The organism is Phycisphaeraceae bacterium (genome assembly GCA_020639155.1).
In the GTDB taxonomy this organism is placed as follows: Bacteria; Planctomycetota; Phycisphaerae; order Phycisphaerales; family UBA1924; genus JACKHF01.
In genome coordinates, this window is record JACKHF010000002.1 from 131,367 (window position 1) to 153,100 (window position 21,734).

General features: G+C 53.4%; 17 protein-coding genes. All 17 read right to left on the reverse strand.

Features of this window, described 5'->3' with window-relative positions; translation table 11 throughout:
- Positions 1-2: 2 nt before the first annotated feature.
- On the reverse strand, positions 3-674 hold the full coding sequence (locus H6815_11185) for a class I SAM-dependent methyltransferase (protein ID MCB9861000.1): 672 nt from the start codon (positions 672-674) through the stop codon (positions 3-5).
- A gap of 11 nt (positions 675-685) precedes the next feature.
- Positions 686-1,666, reverse strand: coding sequence for a glycosyltransferase family 2 protein (locus tag H6815_11190; GenBank protein MCB9861001.1), 981 nt, complete (start codon positions 1,664-1,666; stop codon positions 686-688).
- A gap of 21 nt (positions 1,667-1,687) precedes the next feature.
- Positions 1,688-3,040 (reverse strand): hypothetical protein, encoded by a 1,353-nt coding sequence (locus H6815_11195; protein ID MCB9861002.1) that lies wholly within the window; start codon positions 3,038-3,040, stop codon positions 1,688-1,690.
- Between the two features lie 3 nt (positions 3,041-3,043).
- Complete coding sequence (locus H6815_11200) at positions 3,044-4,240, reverse strand: Coenzyme F420 hydrogenase/dehydrogenase, beta subunit C-terminal domain (protein MCB9861003.1); 1,197 nt, start codon at positions 4,238-4,240, stop codon at positions 3,044-3,046.
- 92 nt (positions 4,241-4,332) lie between these two features.
- Positions 4,333-4,983, reverse strand: coding sequence for a CatB-related O-acetyltransferase (locus H6815_11205; GenBank protein MCB9861004.1), 651 nt, complete (start codon positions 4,981-4,983; stop codon positions 4,333-4,335).
- A gap of 104 nt (positions 4,984-5,087) precedes the next feature.
- Positions 5,088-6,575 carry an oligosaccharide flippase family protein gene (locus H6815_11210; protein ID MCB9861005.1) on the reverse strand — a complete coding sequence of 496 codons (1,488 nt, stop codon included), beginning with the start codon at positions 6,573-6,575 and terminating at the stop codon, positions 5,088-5,090.
- Between the two features lie 18 nt (positions 6,576-6,593).
- Positions 6,594-7,907 (reverse strand): polysaccharide pyruvyl transferase family protein, encoded by a 1,314-nt coding sequence (locus H6815_11215; protein MCB9861006.1) that lies wholly within the window; start codon positions 7,905-7,907, stop codon positions 6,594-6,596.
- Positions 7,904-9,523 carry a hypothetical protein gene (locus H6815_11220; protein MCB9861007.1) on the reverse strand — a complete coding sequence of 540 codons (1,620 nt, stop codon included), beginning with the start codon at positions 9,521-9,523 and terminating at the stop codon, positions 7,904-7,906. Before H6815_11220 ends, H6815_11215 begins: the two co-directional genes overlap by 4 nt.
- Positions 9,524-9,545: 22 nt before the next feature.
- On the reverse strand, positions 9,546-12,659 hold the full coding sequence (locus H6815_11225) for a hypothetical protein (protein MCB9861008.1): 3,114 nt from the start codon (positions 12,657-12,659) through the stop codon (positions 9,546-9,548).
- 271 nt (positions 12,660-12,930) lie between these two features.
- The gene (locus H6815_11230) at positions 12,931-13,665 is read right to left on the reverse strand and encodes a hypothetical protein (GenBank protein MCB9861009.1); all 735 of its coding nucleotides are present in this window, start codon (positions 13,663-13,665) and stop codon (positions 12,931-12,933) included.
- 46 nt (positions 13,666-13,711) lie between these two features.
- Positions 13,712-14,734 carry a dTDP-glucose 4,6-dehydratase gene (gene rfbB, locus H6815_11235; GenBank protein ID MCB9861010.1) on the reverse strand — a complete coding sequence of 341 codons (1,023 nt, stop codon included), beginning with the start codon at positions 14,732-14,734 and terminating at the stop codon, positions 13,712-13,714.
- Positions 14,731-15,660, reverse strand: coding sequence for a dTDP-4-dehydrorhamnose reductase (gene rfbD / locus H6815_11240; GenBank protein MCB9861011.1), 930 nt, complete (start codon positions 15,658-15,660; stop codon positions 14,731-14,733). The genes rfbB and rfbD overlap by 4 nt, the downstream gene beginning before the upstream one ends.
- Entirely contained in the window at positions 15,657-16,148 is a 492-nt protein-coding gene (locus H6815_11245) for a dTDP-4-dehydrorhamnose 3,5-epimerase family protein (GenBank protein MCB9861012.1), read from the reverse strand. Before H6815_11245 ends, rfbD begins: the two co-directional genes overlap by 4 nt.
- Positions 16,149-16,193: 45 nt before the next feature.
- Positions 16,194-17,165 (reverse strand): hypothetical protein, encoded by a 972-nt coding sequence (locus tag H6815_11250; protein ID MCB9861013.1) that lies wholly within the window; start codon positions 17,163-17,165, stop codon positions 16,194-16,196.
- Positions 17,165-17,962, reverse strand: coding sequence for an NTP transferase domain-containing protein (locus tag H6815_11255; protein MCB9861014.1), 798 nt, complete (start codon positions 17,960-17,962; stop codon positions 17,165-17,167). Before H6815_11255 ends, H6815_11250 begins: the two co-directional genes overlap by 1 nt.
- Before the next feature lie 197 nt (positions 17,963-18,159).
- Positions 18,160-18,708 (reverse strand): flagellar export chaperone FliS, encoded by a 549-nt coding sequence (gene fliS / locus H6815_11260; protein MCB9861015.1) that lies wholly within the window; start codon positions 18,706-18,708, stop codon positions 18,160-18,162.
- A gap of 48 nt (positions 18,709-18,756) precedes the next feature.
- Positions 18,757-21,591: a flagellar filament capping protein FliD gene (fliD, locus tag H6815_11265; GenBank protein ID MCB9861016.1), complete on the reverse strand. Its 2,835-nt coding sequence runs from the start codon at positions 21,589-21,591 to the stop codon at positions 18,757-18,759.
- Between the last annotated feature and the right edge of the window lie 143 nt (positions 21,592-21,734).

The following is a 21,734-nucleotide window of genomic DNA, read 5'->3' on the forward strand; positions in this document are numbered from 1 at the left end:
TGCTAGTTACTAGGGAAACCGCCGTACGCGACCCATGACTTTGTCAGACCGTAAAATTTCTCTGCCCACACAGTTCCGTTTGAGAAACAAGACACGATCTCGTTTTTTTGCATGAGTCTCACTTCATCCACGAGCGCCTTTGCTTCATCTCTATTCTTACATGGGCCTCGCCAGCCGCAACGGAATCGGCGCAAGAGTGCAATACGAATGGACTTGGGCATCCATTGCCATCCCGGCACATGAAAGTGCGGTTCTATTGGAAACCAGAAGTTTGGAGTCTGCACCCAGTAGCACTTGGCGACACGCTGCACTTCCATTGCCATCTTCTGTTGGTTCTCATACGTGAAGAGATGCTCGATAACAGAGTTACTAAATGCGACATCGAACGAGTTGTCCTCATACTCGGGCATGTGTGTGGCATCGCCTGCCGATGGCGTGATGTTGCTGTGCTTCTGTTGCTCTGCTTGAAGGTTGAGCAGCGTGATCTGGAAGTCGTCGTTCCCTGCGATCTTTCGCATTTCCCAGAATCTATTAGTGCCACCAATATCGAGAATACGAATAGGCTTCGGAAGCGTTGAGGCAAGCCCGAGGAACTTCTCGAATCGTGCTGAACGCATACGGTTTGAAAACGAGTCTGATGATTCAACATCTGCGAGTTGCTGCAGCACAGTCATAACACGTTACCTCACTTCCATGCTCTATCGACGTGTGCCCATTCGCTGCGCCGCTTCCAGACCTCCGCCCACGACTTTGAGGCGTTTGGTCTGCCAGACAGAGAGCGTGCTTTTTCGACAAGATGTCTTGAGAATGGCCACAGCATCAGTAACTTTTTACTGAGCCATCGGGTGGTGGGAGGCATGTGGCGGTGCAGAAGGTGCGTCTTTGCTTTCAAAAGCCTGACTACCTTGTCTGCTCGGACAGGCTCTGATGCGCCGCCATAATGCACGATTGTTGCATCAGGACAGACAATCGGATGGGCATCAAACTTGCTTGCTCGAAGGCAGAGGTCTGCTTCCTCACCGTACATGAAGAATGCTTCGTCAAGTCCACCAAGCTGCTTCCAGAGAGACGATGTCACCAGTAAAAAACATCCTGTGACGATATCGACCCGCCGAGTGCTGTTTCTCTTCCACCCGCCGTATGCCTCTGAGTTAAAGAAACCGGAACCCTTAAAGATCGAACTGAAACCGGAGGCCTGCGTCAGCAAACTCCACACAGTCATCTTGCGCCAGCATGACGTCGGGTTCAGTGACTTGTCTGCAAAGACGGTGCGTCCTCCCCATATCTGCTCGTGAGGGTGTTCACGCGAAAACGCGACAAGCCGATCGATAGCGTTATCCAGAACAATAGTATCCGGGTTGAGCAGCAGGATGAGGTCTGCGGTTGCGTGCGCTGCCGCTCGATTGTTGCCACCCGCAAATCCATGGTTCTCGGTCGAGCGGATAAGTTGCACATCTGGAAATCTTGAAGCGATTGCATCTGCCGAACCATCTGATGAGTTATTGTCGAGCACAATGAGTTCGTATGGTAGTGTGGTTTCATCAATGACAGACTGGATGCACTCTAATGTGAGATCTCTTGTGTTGTAGCTCACAATGATGATCGAGACCGTAGAGGTATTTTCAAGACACGGTCTATCTTTATTTATTGAGATTTTGTCTACCATAAATGTTGAAGGCATGCTGTTTTATGCTGGCTGTGTCGTTGCGATTGATGGCCCCGTACTGATTGACTTGTGCTCTTGAGGAGACGGATTCTTGCGAGTGCCTCGAACAACCGCCCTCACTGGACGCAAGGACATTGTCATTGCAATCAGAAAATAGTACATAATCATCTGCCCGCCAAACAATCCAACTGACATGCTCGCGACAAGTATGGCGATGACAGTGCAAGCGAGGCAGAATGCGGTGACTCTGTGGGACTTTGATGTCGATTGTTTGTAGCAACGAATTGCGTTGCGAATAGACCCAATAGCCGATCCGCAGTAGAGTGCTAGACCGAGCAGGCCGCCGTTGAGTGCAACGATGATAAAGTTGTTCACAACATCGACATGCTGGCGGGTGTCGATTTGCTGCCCCCAGTGGTGCGGGAAGTTTGAGCCAACACCAACAGCCCAATACTCTCCGAGGTTCGCCCATGCAACCTCAAGGAGTCGCGTTCTATACCAGCTGGTTCCCTTGTTCAGAGCAAGGTAGTCGATCAGGTTATAGAAGTGGCGTGTCGACGCGAACTCGACAAAGACTGATGCGGCAATGAGGCAGCCAAGGGCTGGATAAATAAGACTTGGAAAGTAGTAAAATGAGCAGAGAATAATCAAGGAAACCAGGCCCATCATTGGGCCGCTAGACAAACTGCTCAGACATCCGATCAATGCGAATAAGATAAAGCAAAGATGCAGCTGCTTTGACTTTGCATAAGGCCGTAAAGCCCAAAGTATCCCGGTAAGCATTGACATCATGATGCCAAAGTAAATGGGGTGACTGGCGCTTCCGAATGCCCGAAGCATTCCGAGCCTGTAATCAGGATCCTTCACAACCCAGATCCATGTGTGATATCGGATCAGTGTTTGGTATGGAGACCGTGAGGTAAGAGCTTCCATTGCGCCAAGAATACCAAGGGTAACAGCACACAATGCCAATGGAAAAATAAGCGATCGAAGATCGGCCAGTGTTGTAAACGCAAGTCGAGCAGCAAAGTAAATAATGACAGTGTCAAATGCTCGACCAATCATCTCGTTTCTAAAATCCGGTTCGGCATTCGTTGTAACCGCAGCGACAATATTCCAGAGATAGTGAAGAATGATGAGAGCATCTGGCCACGACCATTTGACGAGTTCTTGCCGACCCGAAAAAAGCAGCCGCATAAGCACAACACACGCAACAATACGAGTTGCGGACATCTGGATCGGTCCCATCGGTATGCGCAGATATTCCGGCCAAATCAGGAGCGACGCCACGATAAGCCCAGCAGCTGCGCCTGGACGCACAATTACAGCGCAAAGTGAGAATAGCGCGGCAATGGCAATAGTGGGACCAACCATGGTTTAGTGTGTTTGAGAACTGTTCTGTGTTGTCATGCTGGGCGACGAGAGTTCAACTGGATGTTTTAGTCCCTTTGATTTGATTCGTCGAACAGTGCCAACAATCGATTGGATCCGCTGTTTGAACGACAGCTTTGTTATCCAGAACTTGAACATGGGAAATCCCGTGTACTTTGGAACGGGAGCACCCCATACCCTCAGGGCGAGGAGGCGACCCCAGTTGTTTGCTCGCGTAACGAGAATGTTTGGTTGTGACTTTGGGAGCAACGTATTGTCTTCTCGTTCAAGTACAATGTACCCCGCGTTTGCAGCTGCGAGTAGCACATCCAATCCGCGTTGTGTTCGCGCAAGAATGAGTGAGCGACCTGGTTCATCTCGTGTTGGTTCACGATGCCACGGATCTCCGACTGCGATGTCGGCGAACTCTCCTGTATGATCTGGGCAGATGTAGCATCTCCACTGCCGATATCGCTGTAGAAAATCCCACGAATCCGTGTACGACATAGAACGTGACTGAGCCTGCCCACTCTCATCGGTAAAGTCCACTACCCAGCGACCCGGCCAGCCGTTTCCACGATATCTGAGCCCTGTGATGGATTTCAGATTTGATACGCCAGCTTTCCTGAGTAGATCAGTTGTTCCTTGGGTCGAAGGTGTGCCAGCGCAGAAGAAGGCAATGGTCAGTGCCAGATTAGCATCAAGAGCAGGACGGAGTTTTCTGGTTTCGTTTGTTGCGGCTACATCGCATGGTTTTCCGATGAAAACACACGGCCCGGTTGCATGCTCAATCTGCGCAAGCCCATCACACGGGCTTGCTGGCGCATAACGCGATCCGGTTGTTTTCAACAGCATGTCGCGCGTTGTGCTGAGTGTTGTGGTGTTGAGATACGGTGTCTGGTCGTCGGCCTTGGTGTGTAACACGCCGTGCATTCCAACTTGTTCAATACAGTAGAGAGCGAGTGCCGTGGCAACGCCTCCACTTGAGCCTGCATTGCGTACTTCGCTATCAGCGGCGTAACCTTCCCACACTTTGATGACTGGGCCCCACGCATCGACGAGCGAAGTATCGTAAATGGGGTTACTTTTTTCGAAGGTGTGTTTGAGTTTGTAGCCTGGACAGACTTCAAGTGCTTCTGCTTTTTCAGCCTCTGAGCTTTGCTGGCGCAACGGTCTGCGTCCAAGCGAAGGAACGTCAGCCATATGAAACTGACTTGGATCAATATACGCACAAGCACCGCATCCAGTGCATAGCTGATTTCGTACAACATCATGAACTGACAGCACCGGAAGTTTCATGCTCGGCGATACTCTGCAGTTGTTGCTGTAACATCATTGTGCGAAAGCAGTGGATGTTGTGACACCGGACTGGGAAGCGATTCGGTCATCCATTTCATGTGAGACGCCACTTCTTCTATTGACTTTGTCCACCATTCACTGCGGAGAATGGCGCGCTGTGCTCCCGTATCAAATCGGTAACGAAGTAACTTCGCAGGATTTCCAGCTACAACGGCAAAGTCAGGGACATCACGCGTGACAACCGATCCTGCGCCAACAACTGAGCCAATGCCGATTCGTGTGCATCCGGGTGTGAGAATGACGTTGTGTCCGATCCACGCATCGTGATCAATTCTGACATGTCCTGACTGGATTGTGTCCTGAGAAACAAATCCCAGATTTCGGTTGTAGAAAAAGGGATGCATCGACAGCCGATCCATTGGATGGTTCCTGCTGAAAACGCGCACACCTCCTGCGATGGACACGTACCGACCAATCATGCTTCCGGTTGGAAATGCACCGGGCACAAAGCAGTCTCCGTAGCTGTATGCTTCGATACTAACACCGGTATATTGCATCATGATCTGTCGAGCAGTCTGCGAAAAGAACTGCCCCGCCTCAAATCTGTACGCAAGCCGCATCGCTTTGGCGCGAGTTCGACTGCACATCGCCATGGTCGTAAGTACGCGGCTGAATGTGCACAGTTTCAACTCCTCAGATTTCGTATCAGTAAGAGTGCTGCGGTGGGTTGATTGGGCGTTTGAAATAAACCTCATGATCGAGATACCGTATGGCCTATTCGCATTCGATGACGAAGAGAGCTATAAACTGATCCGAGATGCGAGCGAATCTGCGGAAACAGTGCGGCGAACGCCAGTGTACATCCAAATGACGCCAATGTAACAGCAGCGATCTGAACAAGCATGGTAAGCAGGTCTGAGTGAGACAGGCTTTGTGAAAGCACAGTTCGAGATGCTGCATATGCGCACAGACAAGTGGCGGTTACAAGTGCGAAAGGAGCGAGAAATGTTCTTCGCGGAACGTTGCATTGATGCGAGCAAAGCAGACTGCACAATAAAAATGAAACTGCTTCGCCACCAAGCCCAGCCCAAGCAAGCCAGCGAAGGTCCGCATGCTTGAGAGCAAAGTATGCAACTGGAATCAGGGCAAGCGATCGTGCGATGTTTGTATAAAGAGGGATCATTGTCTTTGCGGTTGCCAGTGCGACAAGCGTTGGTGATCCCCGCATGAGTCTGATGCCTGTCATGGCTCCAAAGATTGCTGTGTACACCCCCGCGTTCGCGTACTTTGTGCCATAGCAGATGGTGATAAGAGAACTTCCGGCAAGCACGAGAATGCAGGTGACGCCGAGGGAAACTGCTGACACAGACTGCATGGCAAGAGCGCTCCGCGACCGAAGCAGTGTCACATCAGACTGTGCCTGCGACAGCCATGGGAGTAGAGCTGACCCGAGTACCTTCGTTAACACAAGTGATGGAAGCAATGCAACAGTGAACGCAATGTAGTAATCCGCAAGTTCTTCTTCGCTGTAGTTTGCTCCGACGATAACCTTGTCCCCCTGCAATGCTGCAAAGAGCAGGATGCCATTGAGCATCAACGGCCATCCAAAGCGGATTGCTCGCATGCCATATTGCCTTGTCCATCCGAGTGAGAACCGTCTCTTCGCAAGGACATGGCTGAGCACGAGCATGGAAGCGGTCTGCCCAAGAATCAGCCAGATCATCGCCGCGTAGCTTCCGGTGATCTTCACTATCGGCCACGCAGCAAGTGCTGTGAGTATCTGTGGAAGTGTGTCGGTAACAACCGATGGCCAGTATCGCATCTCCCGCTGTACTCGTCGAAAATCGAGATGCATCAATCCACGCATAACCGGAACAAGTGCAAGCCACCGATACGCCCACGTTGTCTGGGGCTGTTGAAAGAGTTGTGCAATGAATCCTGCAACGACAAATAGCACCATGCCGCTACACAACCCGCGTACAAACTGGATGAACTGAGCTGTGGCTTGCATATCCGGATCGTTCCCGTCCCGATCCTGGACCAGCAACCGATCAACAGCCATGTCACTCATCAACTCTGCTGCAGACATGGTGAGTGCAAATGTCGCAGCGATGCCGTAGTCACCCTTTGTCAGCAGGCGAGCGACAATCAGATTGCGTGCAAAGGATGCAGCCTGTGCCCCGATCTGCCCGATGGACAGCACTGCAGCACCCTTCAGAATCTTCGATCGCGAACTCATGTGTGCGTTAATGTGTGGCTATTGTGCCGAACCATCTCTGCATACAGATGCAACAAGATCCATTTGTTCGTTGGCTGTTGCAATAACCTTTGGGAGATGCTGATGTAACGATTGCTTACTTGATTCACGCTCAAGCCAGACATTCCACAGTGCATCGACCAGTTCTGGCGTGCCGAGTGTTGTTGGATCTACAACTGCTGCACCGACACCGCACGTTTCAAACACTCCAAGTGTCTTTGGGCTGTAGGAAATAGCAGCCGTTGAAACACCTGTGCTGAGCCCCGCAATGGTCGAGTGCATTCGAGTACCACAGAACCAATCGCACCGAGAGATGATCCACTTCATCTCGTTCTGGTCATAGTGGGGCGGGACGACAGCAACTCGGTTGGCAGCATCACTGCCGAGTTGGGCGACAAGCTGTTGTTCTATCTGATCGCAGGCGTGAGGGTCGGATTCAAAGTGTCCCTGTGGCGTGATGACGTGTGGCACAAGGAGCAGGTTGCACTCCGAGTGTGACATCAACTTTGCGAGAAATGCCATCACTGCGTCCGCATAGTTTGCAACAAACTTATACCGCGACGCTGCCCTCTCTGGATCATTATAAATCAGACCGCTGACATTAAACCCAACGACACTTTGTGCTCTTTCGGCAGCATCAGATGTCAGCCAGTTGTGAATGCGCGATGGCAGCGGTGTCTTTGGAGGCTTGGGTTGCAATAGAAATGCAACGTCGACACCAACCAAGTGCCTGTGAGGATCGAAGGCTGAGCCAAGCAGATCTTTGAGCACATCGTACGACCGCTCATCGCGAGCAATAGCGATGGTTGCGTTTTTGACAATATGTTCTGCCTGCGCCTTTGCACCATGATCTTGAAAGGGGCCATAGGTTTGTGGGAGCAATACCAGAGGGAGTTTGTTTTCAATCGCGATCAGTTTGGGTGCGATGACATAACCATATCGCCAGATTCCATAGAGGTCAGTGAAACTGTCTCCACCTGAAATATCCAGTACTGCAACAGCATGCCGTACTCGCTTCGCCGGTCTTGTCAGCCACGGTGCGTGCCGGACACAGAACCGGATGTTGGAGAGTGAATCGCTGCGGTAGAATGCCTTTGACCAGCGTGCGCCGCATGCATCAACGCGGTTTGACTCCATTGATAACGCATCAAGATGCCTGATGCCATGTGTATGGTCATATACTGTCGTGCAGTATCCGTACAATCGCTGCTGCAACGCTTCGATAACCGAAACAGTGAGCGCAGAAACACCGAGATTGCTGGTGTCAAAGCCGCCACCGAATAGCGCAAGATGTTGTTGTGCTGATGCTGTCATGCAGTTACGGGGATAATGGATGGGTTGGGGATGCCTCGGTTGGCTATTTGAGCGAACATCGTCAAGTCTCGCTGGGCTATGGCTGCCGTAAGCAGCGTGCCAAAGACACTTGGAGTATGTTTCGTTGTACTTGCGAGCTCTTTTCCGCTGCCGGCGATGAATACGTCTCCAAGCGCGTGCTTGAGATTGTCAAGCAAGGTGTGGATGGATGAATCCTGTGCGAGCAAAGTCGCGAGACGATTCTCCACTGCTGGTCTACCGTGATGTTTCTTGCGTAACCGACGAGTAATCTTCCTGTACGATGTAGCTGCTTTACGTAACCGAGACACATCCGGACTTGAGTTTGCGAACGGCACATTCAGTGCATCGGGGTGCAGCGTTCGAATCAACTCAATCTGACCTTTTCTTCCTGATCGCTCCGCATCGCACCATGCAAGGTACGCTGGTGAGAGCAGCGGAGCATGAACGCAATACCACGAGTCCGATGCCCAAAGCACCGGCGCGCCCCAATGCCGAAGGCGATTCGCGCCGTACCACCGATTCCCAGCTTCGCGCCATGATGTTGCAAGTGACCGCAGCTGCGATACACACGAATCCATGGTTGCGTTGTCAAGTCTGTTTCTTATATCTGGCTGAATGATCTGTGTTGTATCAATCTGCGTCATCATTCGGGTTCGAACCCATGAGCGTTGGATACGAGGGTGTCCACAGAGAAAGTCGAATGGCGTAGAGTAAAACCCGCCAGCATACTCGCCGCCAGCTCCCGTTATCTGCATCGTTCGATGTTGCTCGATCATGCGGTAGACAGGCGGCAGCCACCCGTAGTTTACTGTATTTGACGCATAACCACTTTCAGTGACAAATCTTTCAATATCTTCAGGTGTTGGATCTGGTATATCAGCAGGATGAATCGTGATGTGATTTATTCCAAACTGCTTGCACAGATCTGCAGCAGTCAGGACGTCGTGATTATCTGCATCGCCGATAGTGAGTGCGTGCTTTGGCAGCTTGTTTGCTGCAGCACAAACTGCAAGATTCAATCTGCTGTCGACACCACCGGTCAACTCAATTGCAGTCACTGACGGATCGATCATATCGATAGATGATTTGAGCTGCTCGGCTATATTATTTGTCATCATGTCATTGATGTGGTCGGGGACGGTTTGAAGCGAGCCATCATGGCAAAGAAGAAGCAGGTCAGATTCGGAGGGGCGCTGGACCGAGGTGAAAATGCTTCTCGACCCAGTGCGGTACCCAAGCACGAGATCCTCATACATCGATCGCACATCAACTTCTGACTGGCACAGCGCAGCCAGCCATGCAGGTTGACTAGCGACAAGCCGAGCATTGTTCGTTTCTGCGAAGAACACTCGCCCGAGCCCGCGCTCGCCGGGTTTGATACGAACTGCGACAGATCCTTGTGCTACTGATGGCTCAAATGATCTTGTCGGGAAGCACGCTGACTGAAAAAAATCTGGAGAGTCTGACCACAGGGTCCATCTGCAACTTGAAGACAGCGTTACCGGATTGAGGCCAACATAAGCCGCAATCCGCGCAGCACAATCATGCAGATCTGTCTTTGCGTTTGTGTTTGATACCGCGAGAAAGTGCCGCATGTATGTTTGTACGGAGTGCCGATCAGTTGCCGAGCACTGCAATCGATGACGATTCAAACGGACCGATGCTTGCCGGGATCTGCCGCTTCTTTTTCTGAAGATTGCTATTTACACGAAGATTGTTTGTAATTCTGTGGAGCAATGGCGAGTTTGATTTCAAACGATAATCACCCGATGCTGGATTCTCGAATCGCGGATCGCCAAATGAAACGTCGTTGCCTGGGTACTTGCCACCGTAGTAGTTCTGATTGGTGTAATGCACATGCCCAACATTGACATTAGAGCCAAGTGGTTCATTTGTCATTGCCATGAAAACGCTTGCGTCAATCGATACGTTGCGCAATGTCGTGTTATTGTTGCTTTGGGCCCACCGGAACGGTTGATCGGGGACAGATAAGTGCCAGAACAGCAGATGATTTGTTGACACTTCCCACCAGGACCCGGCTGCAGATTCAGCATCCTTGGAAATATGAGAGTTTACAATGGCAACATTGTCCATGCGTGAGCCATTTCCAAAGACTTCGGCAAAGAGACCCTGATTGTCGAAGTTGTACGCTTCCACGCCGTACACAATAACGTTTTCGTAGTCATCGCTGTTGAAAAACCAGTGGAATACATCGCCGTGAAACTGCGGACAGCCGCTGCCATCATACTCGTCGGTCTTTGAGTTCACGACAAATGTCGAATCGCCAAAGGGGCTGCCTGAAATGTCCTTGACGATACAGTTTCTGATGAGTGTGCCGGACCTGATGCCGTTCCTGTTGGCTCGCACCTCACAGTTGGTAAAGTGTGTTGCAGCCCACCATGCTGCACTGAAGAAACCTGTGCCTCCACCGCCAGTTCCGGGCTCGCACTTGCCCGGCCCAGTCAGTGTACAGTCGTCAACCCACAGCAGGTCTGTTGCCGAACCTCTGAAGATATTTTCGCCGTACACACTAATACCACGGAGGGCAATCAAGGGCAAACGCATTGAAGATGCTGAGCTATTGATAATGACGTTTTTCTTCTCGGCCCCGGGTGCTGCTGTTATGACAGGCCATCGGTTTACTGCGACAGCATAAGGGTATGGTGCAGGCCCCCATGTATACGTTCCCTCTTGCAAGTACACTGTTCCGCCATCACATGTTCCTGATTCCTGTGTCATGTATTGCAGCGCACGAATCGGCTGGCGGAATGGCTTTGCCTGTGTGCCATCGCCGTTGGTATCACTACCATTGGGCGAACAGTATGCGATGGGAGTCTGAAGGTGGTTGCCAACGTTGGTCGAAAAATACAGAGAGTGGTTACCATTTTTTAGATCAACACCCGGCTCAACTTCCCCACTGAGCACTCTTGTTTTTCCTGCGTTCTTTGGATACACGATTGCCCTGATTTCGTGCAGTCCGTCACTGAGATTGCTTTCGGGATTCGTCGGGTCAATGAGTACGGTGTACTCCCACACATTCGTGCGCGGGTTCAGTTGCATCTCGTTGGCGACAACAGGTTCTGTGCTGCCATCGAGATAAAACTCGACCTTGTCGATCCCATTGATGTGGAATGCGACGATACCGATCGGGAATGGCTCATTGATTGTTTGAAATGGTACAACATCCCAGCGAGCAATCGCTTTCGCATCCCAGCCGCTTGAGGATGTGTTGCCAATGATCGTTGATTTTGGGAACGAGCCGAAGCTGCCGCTGCCAGCTTTCAAGAGATCAAAGTTACCCGTGCTACCGCTTGTGCCTGATCCTCCGCTTCCCGAGGATGCAGTGCCAGAGCCAGATGAACTACCTGAACCGCCACTACTTGATGGTGTGCCACCACCTCCGGCGCCACCGGACGAACTACCGGAACCACCGCTACTCGAACTGTTTCCACCGGAAGAGCCTGCACCGGGCTGCGAGTTTGTTTGCGCTCCGCCACTTGTGGTAGAAACGCCGCCGCTGCCGCTATTTGTTGAGCCACCTCCCGAGACAGTGCCAACCCCCGATGCGCTTCCTGAACTTCCTTGTGATCCGCTGCTCGCAGATGTCCCTTGATTCTGGCTGCCAGACCCACTTGCTGGCAACGGTCCGACTGGTGAACCGGATGTTGATGCAACACCTCCAGATTGTGATGAGTTGGTGTTACCTCCTGAAGAGGATGTTGCGCCCTGATTGTTCTGCGATGCCGGAGGTTCCTGGGGTACTCCTGTACCGGGATCCTGCTCGGGATTGTTGCTGGTGGGATCTGGAGTTTGAGTATTGCCGGTCGTGCTGCCAGCACTTCCACCAGAACTGTTGTGCGCAGCGCCGCCGCCTCCGCCACCACTTGAACCACCGCCCCCGCCACCAGATGCACCGCGGCTTCCGCCACCGCTCGATGGTGCCGAACTGCCGCCACCAAAGTGGAACGAACTTCCCCCAGAACCTGATCCGCCTCCCGATGCTTGTGTTGCAACAAACTCGATACCTCTGCTGGCACGATCAAGCGATTGGCCCACAGACGTTGGGTCATATGCATCGAGCGCGGAGAGCGGTATCTCGCGCGAGGGAAGCCCGGTCAGCGAGCCGGACATGACCTCATCGTCACCAACAGCAGCGATGCGCATGGAACGATCAAGGACGGCATCATCAAGTCTCTTCAGGGCATCAGCAATGGAACCGGTTCTGGAACCTCGAGGATGTTCGATCAAGCCAGGATCGGACATGCGACCGCGCTCACCCCTGTTTCCAATTTGAAACTGCCAGTCGCTCATGGAACTCGCACCAAACCCGCGTGCAACGAGTTTGCCATCAACAAATCGACGCGAGATATCATCTGTCAACATTCGCCCGCTTCCATCCCGCTGAGTGAATGGGCCGCGATCAGTCAGCATGCGGAGCACGGCTTCCTCGCCGGTCTTTGGCTGCGTGCTTTCTGAAGGCGTGTTTTCGGGTGCCAGAGTATCAGATTCAGCGGGCTCTTCAGCAGATGAGAAAGATGCAGGAGGCGGAGGAGATGTAAGAGCGGGTGGTTCGAAGAGTGGTTCTTCCGGAATGGCGGAAGCTGTGCTGTTCAGTGCGAGTACAGATCCGCACGCGAGCAGAAGTGCAGGGACAAACGCACGGCTTTGCTGCACAATATGTGCAGGAGAACTATGTGTGCGATCTGATAAACGTGAACGTGATGTGTTCATGGCGTACTCCGAATACCTCGGAGCGTGTATCGAACAGGCAACTTCCCAACTGGTGCCCGATCCAGAGGGATGCGCAAGTTCAGCCTTGCTGCCGTGCGTTTGTCGTTACAACACGAATAATCAATATAGATTGCATTTTCGTTTTCATGTATGAGTCATCATCGCAGCCTTCGGCCGTGTGGCGCGCAGCGTTATCGCTGCTCACTCCCGTGCTCGGCTGATTGTCGCCGGGCTGTGCCCGACATCAGATCGGCATGATCCGTGGGTCGGATCATGCGGTCTGTGCTTTTCGTGGCAATGTGCTCGATAATCCGCCGGGACGTGCCTGCTTCAGTTCCATCTCGCTCGCTGGCAGGTGATCGGGTGGGATCACTTCGAGTGATGCGGGAGAGACCTCCACACATGCCGACTGGCCGAGCACATGCACCTGCAGATGCACCCAGCCCGGTCTGGATTCATCGATGACAACTCCCGTCAGCCCTTCGAGTGTCCCGCGTGTGACGCGAACGAGCGTGCCCGGTTTGAGACCGGGGAACAACTCGAGCGTCTGTCCTGCATCAATCGCCTGCCGGATGTGTGAGAGCTCGCGTGCGAACCGGACCTGGTCCGGAACTTGAAGTACTTGCGATGCGCGCTTTGTGCCGAGCAGTTTGAACGTGTCATCGCGTGTGCCGAACAGGAACACATATCCGTTGAACAATGGCTGATCGGTGACGCGCATCCGATGGGCGTACTTGCGCTCGACACGGATCATTGGCATGTAGAAACCGATCGAGTTGTTCTCCAAAAACTCAGCGATCAGCTTCTCCTGCCTGCTGCGCGAACGCACAATATGCCAGGATTGTGCATCAGCAGATCGAGTTTCAGTCTCGATGAATGACCGGCTGTCCCATGCGAGTTCGGGCAGGTTGGCTGACCACGACTCGCCGAGTTGGCGACACAACGCTGCATCAGTGCTTTGTGTGTCTGGATTGGACGGGTGAGCGGCCACGGTGGGTTCCTTCATGCATCGAGTGCAGAAGCGGTACATCGTATGAGACTTGAGCAGAGAGTCACGCGTGCGCTCCATACTGCTTTGCGTAATACTCTCGATAAGCACCTGACTTGACGCGCTGCCACCACAAGGGATTGTCGACGTACCACTTCACCGTCTGCTCGAGTGCCTGGGGCCACGCGGATCTTGATGCGCTCCATCCTAACTCGTTCTTGATCTTGGACGAATCAATCGCATATCTTCGATCGTGGCCGAGTCGATCCTCAACGGGACGGATCATTTCTTTCCCTTTGCCCATGATCTCGAGTATGGAGTGTGTCAGTTCGAGATTGGATCGTTCGTTGTTCGAGCCGACGTTGTATGCCTCGCCCTTCTTCCCATTGAACAACACCGCCAAAACAGCCTCGCAATGGTCGTCGACATGGATCCAGTCTCGCACATTCCTGCCATCGCCGTACAGCGGTACCTGCTTGTCCTCAATGAGATTTGTCACAAAGAGTGGGATGACCTTCTCCGGAAACTGGTACGGCCCGAAGTTGTTCGAGCATCTCGTGATGCACGCGTCAACCCCGAATGTGTGTGCGTACGCGCCGACAAACAGATCACCAGCGGCCTTGCTCGCTGAGTACGCACCGCTCGGGTTGAGGTTCGTCTGTTCCGTGAACGCGTTCTTCTCGTCAAGTGAGAGTGAGCCGTATACCTCGTCCGTTGAGACGTAGACAAATCGACCGTTGGTGCCGTGCGTTTGGCGCCAGGCTTCCAGCAGTGTCTGCGTACCGAGTGTATTGCTCTCTACAAAGGGCCTTGGATCCATGATCGAGCGGTCGACATGGCTCTCGGCTGCCATGTGCACAACCGCATCGCAGCGTGCGCACAGTGTTCGCATCAGTTCGCCATCACACACGTTGCCATGCACAAACTCATAGCGTGGATGGGACTCAAACTCGGTCAGGTTCTCAAGATTCCCGGAGTATGAGAGACAGTCGAGGTTCACGATCTGCAGATCGTTGTGGTGCTCCAGTGCGAATCGCACGAAGTTTGATCCAATGAATCCGGCCCCGCCGGTGAGAAGCAGTTTCATGCGGTTGTTCCTCGCGCGATCGTGTCTGTGCTGGCATGTATCTCTCTGAGTACATCGGCTAGATGCTGCTGCCAACTGCCCATGGGTCCGAGTAGTCTTTCGGTTTCGGTCAGATCCAGCACACTCCAGGCGGGACGCTGTGCTGGTCGGGGAAACTCCGCTGTTGTGCAGGGATGGACATCACATGCTGCGCCGGTCAGCCGAACAATCTCGCGTGCGAACTCATGCCATGTGCATTGCCCGCCATCGGTGACGTGGTACGTGCCGGTGGCGCCCAGTTCGACCAGACGAGTGAGGCAGTCTGCAAGATGCTGCGCACTCGTTGGCCTGCCTGTCTGATCAGCAACGACCTTCAACTCGGGACGTTGTGACGCGAGATCAGCAATCGTGCGAACAAAGTTCTTTCCCCACGGAGCATACAGCCAACTCGTACGCGCGATGATGTGCGAGCACTGCTCGCTTTCGATCGCAAGTTCGCCAGCAAGCTTTGAGCGTCCGTACGCACCGATCGGTTGGCGCGGGGCATGGACCGGATATGGCTCAGCAGCATCACCATCAAAGACGTAATCTGTGCTGACATGCACAAGCACTGCGCCAGTAGCATTGCACGCGCGGGCGATATGTCCGACACCTGAGCCGTTGATCTGTGTTGCTGCTGCTTCGTTCTCTTCTGCGCCATCGACATCGGTCCATGCCGCACAGTTGACCACAACGCTCCAGCGGCCATCGATCAGATCGCGAACGTGGTCCTCATCGGTCAGATCAATGTCTTCGCGATCGACACCGGTGTGCGCAATCTGCCCAGTCGACAACCGCTCAAGCATCGCGCGACCGAGCATGCCCCTGTGTCCGAGCACGAGCCACGGGCGTGAGCCCGGACCGGATGCGATCCGTGTAACACCATGTTGTGCGTTTGAACTGCTCATCGATGCTGCACGGTCCACGAAAACTCTATGGGAATGTCGAAGGATCGGCGTTCTTCATCCGGGTTTGCCAGGTCAAACGCGTGTGTGACGTAGTACAACAATCCTGCGGGGACATGCCCAACTGTTGCTGCGCCGTGCCACAGCGGCGGAGGGATGACAAGCGTGCCCGGACGTTTCTCTCCGATCACGATCGACCACGTTGCATTGTCAGACTCACGATGCACGCCAGCCTTGATGTGCCCGCTCAGGCACATCCAGAAGTCGGTCTGCTTGGCGTGACGATGCCATGCCTTGATGACGCCGGGATACTGCACCGAGTAGTTCACCTGGCCCTCCGGCGACATCACGCCGAGAAACTGGTTCATCAGTGACCAGCCGCGATCATCTGTATACACGGGCGCAGGAACAAAGATCGGCTCAAGCAACTGCTTTGCCTTGTCAAACGCTTCCGCGATGGAGCCGGTGAATGTCTGTGGTGTCTTTGTCATGAAATGGTCCACACGTGCATGGTACGCAGACGGGTATATGCAAAATCAACTGACGAGAAACCTGAAACGTGTTTGTGCGATGAGCAGGCTGGCCGCGTACGCGCCGATGAATGTCAATGTGACTGTGATCAGCCAGTGGATATCCGGTAAGGCGATGTGTACTGCGGCTGCAAACAATGGCCCAGCCAGATATACACCAAATGCCGGAGTGCACACTTTGCGAAGGAATGGGATCTTCTCTGAAGTCACAACATAAGCAAGTGTCGTGACGACGAAAGCACAGAGGTAGTACCACGAAGCCAGACCATCAAACGCAAGTGCAAGCACCAGCATGGCGCAGCTCACCGCGCCGAGCCACAACAGTGGCTTTGTGCTTCTTGGATTCGGTGATTTCAGCAGGATTGCAAGCCCGACGCCGAGCGGTATTGATGGCAGTGCGAGCAGCCACTGGGGGAGTGGCTTTGGGAGAGAGTTTACACTACCTATATATTGCGCATGCAGAGCAAGCATAACGAGGCCTGTAGCAAACGAGAACGCTGCGAACGAGATCGTGTGACGACTGATCAACTTCGGCACGCCGCTGATGATCAGCAGTGAGAGACTCACAAATGCAAACGGCAGAAACCACAGATGCAGCGATGGTCCAGCAAACCAGAACTCGATAGACCCAATATCTGGCAGAAGTGTTTCGTGCGCTTGCAGCGAACGAAGTCCCATCGCAGCGAAATACACTGCGCTCCAGACAAACCACGGGAGCATGAGGCGTTGTGCACGTTCGTTTACGTGCTCGCGAACAGATTGGGCACGGTTGTATCGCAGTCCAAGAATGGGGAGCAGCAGCAAAAAGCAGAACAACCCGGTATGTCCAGCGTGACTCATCAGTGTTGGTGTTGCTGGTTCATGGAACATGAGAATACCAAACGCTGAAACGAGTCGAAGCACGTCGACCAGTGGTCGGTATGTCCGAGCAGCGCTGAGATGGCGCTGGTGATCAACTGCATCCGTTCCCTGTGTCATTATGCGTTGGATGGCGTGAACAACTCACGCTGGGTTTCCTTTGCTGACTCGGGCCGGGGTTGGCCATTCGCGCCGGTTTCCTGCACGAGCGTTGCGGCACGATACAAACTCGGGAAAGTGCCCGCATCCGTCCACCATCCGTCGAGGATGTCGTGTGTCAGATCGCCACGCTGAAGATACGCGTTGTTCACATCAGTGATCTCAAGTTCGCCGCGGCCCGAGGGTTTCAGTGTCTTGCAGATTTCAAAGACATCCGAGTCATAGAAGTAGATGCCAATGACAGCGCAGTTGCTCGGCGGATCCTTTGGTTTTTCGATGATTTCAACGATCGGTGAGTTCGACGTGCCGTCCTCGAAACGAACAACCCCGAACCGCTGAGGATCGGGCACTTCTTTCAAGAGGACCTTTGCGCCGGAGCGTTGTGTGAAGAACTCGCCCGCAGCACGCTTGATCGAATGCTGCACGATGTTGTCGCCAAGGATGACGCAGATCTTTCCGCCGTCTGCAAACTCCTCGGCAAGTTTTAACGCATCTGCAATCCCGCCCTCACCCTCCTGATAGGCGTACTCAAGATGATGGACACCAAGATCCTTGCCGTTCTTCAGGAGTTTGAGAAAGTCCCCCGCGTGATCGCCGCCAGTGACCACAAGAATGTCATCAATACCGGCATTGACAAGGCACTCGATGGGATAGTGGATCATCGGCCGGTCATAGACCGGCAGCAGGTGCTTGTTTGTGACGAGAGTTAATGGCCGGAGTCTGGTGCCGAGCCCGCCAGCGAGAATCACGCCCTTCATTGCTGTCCACCCTTCCCTGATCCGATTGCCAAATCCTTGGGCTATCGGAACTTCGGACCGATTGTACGAACGCCCCACCCGAGGGGTTCGTTGAGGTTCTTTTCAACATTGAGGTCGGGGAGATTGGAGTGTGATCGTGAGAAGCGATACATGGACCTATAACTGAGTGGTGTTTTTCGTCCAATGTGCATACACGCTCAGGCTTCAAAGCTGATCGGTGCTCGCGTCGCGCTGCCTGATTGCCCATAGCCAGCCGTGGGGCGGCCATACGCACCGAGCTTCGCTGCCGGGTCTTCTCTGGAGGGCCTTGTTTCTGCGCCTGATGCATGGACGGGTTCCTCGCCACGCTCTTCACGGAGCTTGTCCATCAGCATGACCCATGTCTCGCGCTCGTACTCAAGCAGTTCAATAACCGCATCAACCCGCTCGGGTGACTTCTGCAGGTTTGCTTCAATCAGCTCGTTAAACATGAACGTGTACACCGCGCGGACCCGCTCGCACAGCAGCGGATCATGCTCGGGACGCATTGAAGCAATCAGCTCTGTGATAATCTCTCGGCACTTGGAGATACCATCAAAGCTCTTTTCATAGTTCTTCTCTGCGAGACCGTCACGCCCGTTCCGCGCAAACCGAATCGCGCCTTCCAGCAGCATCAGCCGGAGTTCTTCCCGGCTCGCCGTCATGACGCGCGTCCGCAGATACGCATTGGCACCCTGATCTGTAGCTTGTGACATATGGTCGTTCATCGACGCTCCAGAGGGCCAACTTCATCCGATATCAACGCCCGTTTGCAGTTATCCAAGCGAACCAAGTTGCGCCAGTGCGCCCTGCTGTCCCTGCAGCCGAGCAATGGCAGACTCCATTGCCTGAAACTGCGCCTCAAGAATTCCACGACGGATCTCGAGACGTGCGTTCATGCTATCAATGCGACTGTTCTGCGTCTCGATCTGTGTGTCGTATCCCTTGTTTTTGTTTGTGAGGATACCGTCGATCGAATCGATGTACTTGACGGTCATCTCCTCGAACAAACCTGCAAGCCCAATGGACGAGAAGTTCTTGCCCGCATCCGGATTGCTCACGAACACACCAGGCAGGATTTCTTCCGTATTGTCGAGCGAGAATGTGTAGTCAGAGAACAACGCTCTCACAGATTCCATGTCCTCATCCATTGCAGCCTGCAATCGGGCTTCATCCAGAACAGCCTTGCCGCCCTCGCCGATCTTCATGCCAACGTCAAGGAACGAGTCGAATGTGCCCGAGACCGAGTCAATGCTGCGCTGGAACAGACTGGTCATCTCAGCCCGAAGCTGGAGCATAGTCGAATCACCAAGCAAAGCGCCGCGTCGCTCCGTTTCCTCGTCGTAGTCCATCAACTCGTCCATACGTTCCAGGACATCGTTGAATGCGGTAATAAACTCGTTTACCTTCGTGATCATCTCCTCGCGATTCTGTGACACCGTGACGGTCACAGGATCGCTCGAAGTCTGTTTCAGATCGATCGTCACGCCGGGGATTGAGTTCTCCAGCTGATTCGTTGTGCTGGTGACGAGCACCGCCTTTGCTGGATCATCAGAGCCAATGAACGCAACCGCGTTGTCACCCTTGTCCATGGTCTGCAGATTCAGGTTGAAGCTGCCCGTGTCGAGAATGAAACGGCCAGTCTGGCCGGTTGCTTTACTCGAAAAACTGAGTTTGAACGGCGATGTGCTGGACCCATCATTGATAACGCTTGCTGTTATGCCGACATTCGCGTCGTTGATTTTGCTGATCACATCATCAAGTGTGTCGGTCGGGTCAAACTCGACATCAACCTGGAACGAGCCGTTGATTGTGCCGAGCCCACCGGCAACATCTGCTTCACCGAGGAGGTTCAGTTTCTTTGCGATCGCACCGTCGATCTCCTCAACGGTGATTGTCCCGCCGCCACTCGCGATGTTATCCTCGTAGAGTTCGATGCCATCGCCCTGCGCATTCATGCGCGCCTTGACCTCAAGCCCTCGCGTGTTGATCACATTGATCAGGTCGCCGATAGTCTTTGTATCGTCGGTGACTTTCACTTCCGCGCTCGCGCCGGTTGAGTCGATGATCCGAAATGATCCAGTACCAATACCGCGTCCCTGATTCAGGTCAGCCAGCTTTGTGCCAGCCGTGATCCATGTGTGATTCAGGTTCTTTGCGGTGACTGTGTCAGCCGCGACACCAGTGGGGCCGGTTGAGATGCCCAGCGCTGCCGCAGTGTCATTTCCACCCGTGCCGGTAATGATCAGATTTCCGCCACCACCGGTGTGATCCGTGATGATCAGTCCGGTACCGAGATCATTCAGCGCAACAGAAACATCGCCAGCCGAGGCAGTTTCAATCGCGTTGATGATGTCGGTGACCGAACCATCAAGATCCAGCGCGACGTTAAAAGTGGATCCATTGCGTAAGGTAAAGTCGATGCTGCCGTCACCGAGATCGCCGCCACCAATTAGATTGCTCGTAAGTGTTGAGTTCAGCCCAGCAAGCAGGCGTGTGCCAGTGACTGTGCCGCCAGTGACTGCACCGTTTGTCAGAATACCCAGATCTGCTGCTGTGTTGCCTGATGTAAGGTCGTTTTCGGTGATTGTGATATCGCGTCCGCCAGAATCGACAATCTCTATGCCTGTTCCGGCTGCGTTGATCTGCGCTTCAACATCTGAAAGATCGGCCTCAGCCATTGTGTCGTTGATACGCTGAATCAATGCGCCAATGGTCTTGACAGGCCCGCTTGTGATCTCACCTTCAGAATCGTAGAGTGTGCCGAGCGAGATCTTGACGGCTGGTTCGCCAGCGATCTCAATGGCGAAATCGTGCCCATCCTTGACATCTTTTGAGTACACGCCATTTCCGTCGTTCAACGCGGAGAGCGCAAGATCCGTATGCACACCATAGACAGCTGTTCCTGAAAGTGAGCCGGTTGCTGTGCCTGCAATGCCAAGGCTGTTTGCCGTAGTGTATCCGGCAGCATTTGAGACAGTGATCGATCCACCCGAGCCGTGCTCCAGTTTGAAACTCGTTCCATCCGCGGATGCGGTGATGTCGAGTCCTGCGCTATTGATCTTGTCGATGACATCGTTGACCGTTACCGCTTTGGAAAGATCGATTGTCTCAGAGTTTGTACCATCGCTGATGATGATCTTGCCACGGGAAATTCCCTGGCCATTGTTCAACTCGGAGAGGTTCACATCGCGATCAAGACGTGCTCTGGCATCCTCGAATGAGAATGTTCCCGCGTTGATGCCCGTTGTATCACGGTCAACAAACCCCTTCTGAGAGAGCATTTGATGTGTTGAGACGAGGCGATCAACCAGTACTTTGTACGAACCGGGTACAGCACTTGTCCCTGCGGTTGCCGTCAGAATCTCTTCCTTGGAGCTGAGAGCGCTGTTGAGGTCGAAGATGTCCTCTTTTCGGAAAGCGGAAGCGGCATCCTGCAGCGCTTTCATGCGCGTGTTGATCTCAAGCACAGCCGACTGCTGGAACTGCAACTGGACGATGCGCTGCTGGGCGAGTGCCCTTGGTCTGGCTTCGATCGCGAGCAACTGCTGAATGATGCTGCCCGAGTCAATTCCAGAGAACAATCCTGTCCCGAGGGAGATGCCACTCATATCTGCAAGCCTCCTGCGGTGTAAGAATCACTGAAACACCGCATCGATAGGATCGGCTTAAATCCGCGGTAACTTCGTGCGGACGCTCGCGCATAACAACGTGGACCTGAGATGCAGACCTTACAGCCTGCGTGGTGCGCATG